Source organism: Pseudomonas sp. Irchel s3h9, from assembly GCF_900187475.1.
Classification (GTDB): Bacteria; Pseudomonadota; Gammaproteobacteria; order Pseudomonadales; family Pseudomonadaceae; genus Aquipseudomonas; species Aquipseudomonas neuropathica.
In genome coordinates this window covers 1-7251 of the sequence record NZ_FYDH01000001.1, presented here as the reverse complement: position 1 = coordinate 7251, position 7251 = coordinate 1, and the positions used below count along the sequence as shown (strand labels likewise).

At 61.7% G+C, this 7251-nt stretch carries 1 protein-coding gene; it reads left to right on the top strand.

The window, feature by feature from the left end; genetic code table 11:
• Positions 1 to 7251: immunoglobulin-like domain-containing protein (locus CKW26_RS00005; protein ID WP_371917954.1), on the top strand; the 7251-nt coding region annotated here is incomplete at both ends.

Below are 7251 nucleotides of genomic sequence, written 5' to 3'. Positions count from 1 at the left end.
CCGGCAAAGTCGAAGTCACCATCAAGGATGTGTCTGGCGGTAATTTCGAGAACCTGGTCCCGAGCACCACGCCAGCCGTGACCGACGTCACTGATACCATCGACACGTCGACCGTAAAGCTGACGGCTGACACCTCGGTCGCTGAAGGCGGCACCGTCACTTACACCGCCACTGTCGGCGCGCCGGTGACCGGCTCGCCTGTTGTCGTGACCTTGGCCAATGGTCAGAACATCACCATTGAAGTCGGCAAAACCACCGGCACCGTGACGACCATTGCACCGAACGATGCGTTGACCGGCCACGCGCCGATTACCAATGCGATCACGGGCGTGAGCGGCGGCAATTACGAAGACCTCGTTGCCGACAAAACCCCGGTCAGCACCACCGTCACCGACACCACTGACACCACCGACCTGACGCTGAGCGCGACGGGCACCGTGGCTGAAGGTGGCCAGATCAGCTACACCGCGACCCTGACCAACGCCGCAGGCTCGCCTGTCACCGTTACCCTGTCGAACGGTTCGGTGATCACCATCGAGGCTGGCAAAACCACTGGCACCGTGACCGTTCCGGCGCCCGCCGATGACGTCTATAAAGACGCTGGCAAAGTCGAAGTCACCATCAAGGATGTGTCTGGCGGTAATTTCGAGAACCTGGTCCCGAGCACCACGCCAGCCGTGACCGACGTCACTGATACCATCGACACGTCGACCGTAAAGCTGACGGCTGACACCTCGGTCGCTGAAGGCGGCACCGTCAGTTACACCGCCACTGTCGGCGCGCCGGTGACCGGTTCGCCTGTGGTCGTGACCTTGGCCAATGGTCAGAACATCACCATTGAAGTCGGCAAAACCACCGGCACCGTGACGACCATTGCACCGAACGATGCGTTGACCGGCCACGCGCCGATTACCAATGCGATCACGGGCGTGAGCGGCGGCAATTACGAAGACCTCGTTGCCGACAAAACCCCGGTCAGCACCACCGTCACCGACACCACTGACACCACCGACCTGACGCTGAGCGCGACGGGCACCGTGGCTGAAGGCGGCCAGATCACCTACACCGCGACCCTGACCAACGCCGCAGGCTCGCCTGTCACCGTTACCCTGTCGAACGGTTCGGTGATCACCATCGAGGCTGGTAAAACCACTGGCACCGTGACCGTTCCGGCGCCCGCCGATGACGTCTACAAAGACGCCGGCAAAGTCGAAGTCACGATCAAGGACGCGACTGGCGGCAACTTCGAGAACCTGGTGCCAAGCACCGTTCCGGCTGTCACTGACGTAACCGATACCATCGACACCTCGACGGTCAAACTGACCGCCACCGAGACTGCCGCTGAAGGTGGCACCGTCACTTACACCGCCACTGTTGGCGCACCGGTGACCGGTTCGCCGGTGGTCGTGACTCTCGCCAACGGCCAGAACATCACCATTGAAGTCGGCAAAACCACCGGCACCGTGACCACCACCGCACCTAACGATGCGCTGACTGGCCACACGCCCCTGACCAACGTGATTACTGACGTGAGCGGTGGTAACTACGAGAACCTCGTTGCCGACAAGACCCCGGTTTCGACCACTGTTACTGACACTGTCGACACCACCAACCTGTCGCTCACTGCGACTGGCACCGTGGCTGAAGGCGGTTCGATTGTTTACACCGCGACCCTGACCAACCTGGCTGGCACGCCAGTCACTGTGACCCTGAGCAACGGCTCGGTGATCACCATCGAGGCCGGCAAAACCACTGGCACCGTGACCGTTCCAGCGCCAGCTGATGACGTCTACAAAGACGCCGGCAAGGTCGAAGTCACTATCAAGGATGCTACCGGCGGCAACTTCGAGAACCTGGTGCCAAGCACCGTTCCTGCCGTCACCGACGTGACCGATACCGTTGATACCTCTACGGTCAAACTGACCGCCACCGAGACTGCCGCTGAAGGTGGCACCGTCACCTACACCGCCACTGTCGGTGCTCCAGTGACGGGTTCTCCGGTTGTAGTGACTCTGGCCAACGGCCAGAACATCACCATCGAGGTCGGCAAAACCAGCGGCACCGTGACCACCACCGCGCCAAACGATGCGCTGACTGGCCAAGCTCCGCTGACCAACTCGATCACCAACGTTTCCGGCGGCAATTACGAAAACCTCGTGGCCGACAAAACCCCGGTCAGCACCACCGTCACCGACACCACTGACACCACCGACCTGACGCTGAGCGCGACGGGCACCGTGGCTGAAGGGGGTTCAATTGTTTACACCGCGACCCTGACCAATCCGGCCGGCACGCCAGTCACTGTGACCCTGAGCAACGGCTCGGTGATCACCATCGAAGCGGGCAAAACTACCGGCACCGTGACCGTTGCGGCGCCTGCCGATGATGTCTACAAAGACGCCGGCAAGGTCGAAGTCACCATCAAGGACGCCACCGGTGGCAACTTCGAGAACCTGGTGCCAAGCACCACGCCAGCCGTGACCGAAGTCACTGACACCATCGACACCTCGACCGTGAAGCTGACGGCCGACACCACGGTCGCTGAAGGCGGCACCGTCACCTACACCGCCACTGTTGGCGCTCCGGTGACCGGTTCGCCTGTGGTCGTGACCCTGGCCAATGGTCAGAGCATTACCATCGAAGTCGGCAAGACCACCGGCACTGTGACCTTCACCGCGCCGAACGATGCGTTGACCGGTCAAGCGTCGCTGGGTAATTCGATTACGGGTGTAAGCGGCGGTAACTACGAAAACCTGGTGGCCGACAAGACCCCGGTTTCGACTTCGGTCACTGACACCGTCGACACCACTGACCTGTCGCTCAGCGCCACCAACTCGGTCGCCGAGGGCGGTTCGATCATCTACACCGCGACGCTGACCAACCCGGCTGGCTCGCCAGTGACTGTGAACCTGTCGAACGGCTCGGTCATTACCATCGAGGCCGGTAAAACCACCGGCACCGTGACTGTCGCTGCGCCAGCCGATGACGTCTACAAAGACGCCGGCAAAGTCGAAGTCACCATCAAGGACGCCACCGGCGGCGACTTCGAGAATCTGGTACCAAGCACTGTCCCGGCCGTGACCGAAGTCACTGATACCGTCGACACTACCACCGTCAAACTGACCGCCACCGAGTCAGCGGCTGAAGGTGGCACCGTTACTTACACCGCCACCGTAGGCGCTCCAGTCACCGGTTCGCCGGTCGTCGTGACCTTGGCCAACGGCCAGAACATCACCATCGAAATCGGCAAAACCACCGGCACCGTGACCACCACTGCGCCGAACGATGCGTTGAACGGCCACACCCCGCTGACCAATGCGATCACTGACGTAAGCGGCGGTAACTACGAGAATCTGGTTGCCGACAAGACTCCGGTTTCGACCACGGTCACTGACACCGTCGACACCACCAACCTGTCGCTGACTGCGACCGACACCGTGGCCGAAGGCGGTTCGATCGTTTACACCGCAACACTGACCAACCCGGCTGGCACGCCAGTCACTGTGACCCTGAGCAACGGCTCGGTGATCACCATCGAGGCCGGCAAAACCACTGGCACCGTGACCGTTCCAGCGCCAGCTGATGACGTCTACAAAGACGCCGGCAAGGTCGAAGTCACTATCAAGGATGCTACCGGCGGCAACTTCGAGAACCTGGTGCCAAGCACCGTTCCTGCCGTCACCGACGTGACCGATACCGTTGATACCTCTACGGTCAAACTGACCGCCACCGAGTCGGCGGCTGAAGGTGGCACCGTCACCTACACCGCCACGGTCGGTGCGCCAGTCACTGGCTCGCCAGTTGTGGTGACCTTGGCCAACGGTCAGAACATCACCATCGAAGTGGGTAAAACCACCGGCACCGTGACCACTACCGTGCCAAACGATGCGCTCACTGGCCACGCTCCGCTGACCAACGCGATCACTGACGTTTCCGGCGGCAATTACGAAAACCTCGTGGCCGATAAAACTCCGGTCAGCACCACCGTCACCGATACTGTCGACACCACCAACCTGTCGCTGAGCGCCACCGGTTCTGTGGATGAAGGCGGCCAGATCACCTACACCGCGACCCTGACCAATGCCGCTGGCTCGCCGGTCACCGTGACTCTGTCGAACGGTGCCGTGATCACCATCGACGCCGGCAAAACCACCGGCACCGTCACCGTCGATGCGCCGAAAGATGACGTCTACAAAGATGCCGGCACCGTTGAAGCGACCATCAAAGGCGCGACCGGTGGCGACTTCGAAAACCTGGTCACCAATACCGCCCCGGCGGTCACCACCGTCAACGACACCATCGACACCTCCACCGTGTCGCTGACCGCCACGGCGAACGTCGCCGAAGGCGAAACCGTGGTCTACACCGCGACCGTGACCGCACCCGTGACGGGTTCACCGGTTGTCGTGACCCTGTCCAACGGCCAGACCATCACCATTGCCGTCGGTGAAACCACCGGCTCGGTGAACTTCGTTGCGCCGAACAGCCCATTGGCCGGCGGCAGCTCGCTGAGCGTGACCATCGACGGCGCCACTGGCGGCAACTACGAAAAACTGGCAGTCGACGGCAAGTCCGCCGACACCGCGGTTTCGGACACCACCGACACCACCAACCTGAATCTGACCGCGACCGATTCGGTGGCTGAAGGCGGGTCGATCGTTTACACCGCGACGCTGACCAACCCGGCCGGCACCCCGGTAACCGTGACGCTGTCGAACGGTTCGGTGATCACCATCGAAGCGGGCAAAACCACCGGCACCGTGACCGTTCCTGCGCCTGCCGATGACGTCTACAAAGACGCCGGCAAGGTCGAAGTGACGATCAAGGATGCAACAGGCGGTAACTTCGAGAACCTCGTTCCGAGCACCGTGCCGGCCGTGACCAACGTCACCGACACCATCGATACCACCGCCGTCAAACTCACCGCGACCGAGTCGGCGGCTGAGGGCGGTACCGTTACCTACACTGCTACCGTCGGCGCGCCAGTCACCGGTTCGCCGGTTGTCGTGACACTGGCCAACGGTCAGACCATTACCATCGGCGTCGGCCAGACCACCGGCACCGCGACCACCACCGCGCCGAACGATGCATTGACCGGCCACGCGCCGATCACCAATGCGATCACTGAGGTAAGCGGCGGCAACTTCGAAAATCTGGTGGCTGACAAAACGCCGGTTTCGACCAATGTCACCGACACCGTCGACACCACCAACCTGTCGCTCAGCGCGACCGGTTCCGTCACCGAAGGCGGTTCGATCGTTTACACCGCAACCTTGACCAACGCCGCAGGCTCACCAGTCACCGTGACCCTGTCCAACGGCGCCGTGATCACTATCGAGGCTGGTAAAACCACTGGCACCGTGACCGTTCCAGCACCGGCTGACGACGTATACAAAGACGCGGGCAAAGTTGAAGCGACGATTTCGACTGCCACCGGTGGCAACTTCGAAAATCTGGTGCCGAGCACTGTTCCGGCTGTGACCGAAGTCACCGACACCATCGACACCACCACCGTCAAACTGACCGCCACCGAGTCGGCGGCTGAAGGCGGTAATGTCGTCTACACCGCCACTGTCGGCGCGCCGGTGACCGGTTCGCCTGTGGTTGTGACCCTGGCCAACGGTCAGACCATCACCATTGGGGTTGGCCAGACCACCGGCACCTCGACCACCACCGCGCCGAACGACGCATTGACCGGCCACGCGCCGATCACCAATGCGATCGCTGAGGTCAGCGGTGGCAATTACGAGAATCTGGTGGCCGACAAGACCCCGGTTTCGACCACGGTCACTGACACCGTCGACACCACCAACCTGTCGCTCAGCGCGACCGGTTCCGTCACCGAAGGCGGTTCGATCGTTTACACCGCAACCTTGACCAACGCCGCAGGCTCACCAGTCACCGTGACCCTGTCCAACGGCGCCGTGATCACTATCGAGGCTGGTAAAACCACTGGCACCGTGACCGTTCCAGCACCGGCTGACGACGTATACAAAGACGCGGGCAAAGTTGAAGCGACGATTTCGACTGCCACCGGTGGCAACTTCGAAAATCTGGTGCCGAGCAATGTTCCGGCTGTGACCGAAGTCACCGACACCATCGACACCACCACCGTCAAACTGACCGCCACCGAGTCGGCGGCTGAAGGCGGTAATGTCGTCTACACCGCCACTGTCGGCGCGCCGGTGACCGGTTCGCCGGTGGTCGTGACCCTGGCCAACGGTCAGACCATTACCATCGGCGTAGGCCAGACCACAGGCACCGCCACCACCACCGCGCCGAACGACGCATTGACCGGCCACGCGCCGATCACCAATGCGATCACTGAGGTAAGCGGCGGCAACTTCGAAAATCTGGTAGCTGACAAAACGCCGGTTTCGACCAATGTCACCGACACCGTCGACACCACCAACCTGTCGCTCAGCGCGACCGGCACCGTGGCCGAGGGCGGTTCGATTGTTTACACCGCAACCTTGACCAACCCAGCGGGTTCGCCAGTTACCGTAACCCTGTCGAACGGCGCGGTGATTACCATCGACGCCGGCAAAACCACTGGCACCGTGTCCGTTCCAGCGCCAGCCGATGATGTCTACAAAGACGCCGGCAAGGTTGAAGCGACGATCTCGACTGCAACGGGCGGCAATTTCGAAAATCTGGTGCCGAGCACTGTTCCGGCTGTGACCGAAGTCACCGATACCATCGACACCTCAACCGTCAAACTCACGGCTGATACGTCGGTAGCTGAAGGCGGCACCGTCACTTACACCGCCACTGTCGGCGCGACGGTGACCGGCTCGCCGGTTGTCGTGACCCTGGCAAACGGCCAGAACATCACCATCGAAGTCGGCAAAACCACCGGCACCGTAACCTTCACCGCACCGAACGATGCGCTGACCGGCCAAGCGCCGCTGACCAACTCGATCACGGGTGTCACTGGCGGCAACTACGAAAATCTCGTGGCCGACAAAACACCGGTCAGCACCACCGTGACCGACACCGTCGACACCACCAACCTGTCGCTGACTGCGACCGGTTCTGTGGCTGAGGGCGGCTCGATCATCTACACCGCGACATTGACCAACGCTGCCGGCTCGCCAGTCACCGTGACCCTGTCGAACGGCGCCGTGATTACCATCGACGCCGGCAAAACCACTGGCACCGTGTCCGTTCCAGCACCAGCCGATGATGTCTACAAAGACGCCGGCAAGGTTGAAGCGACGATCTCGACTGCAACGGGCGGCAATTTCGAAA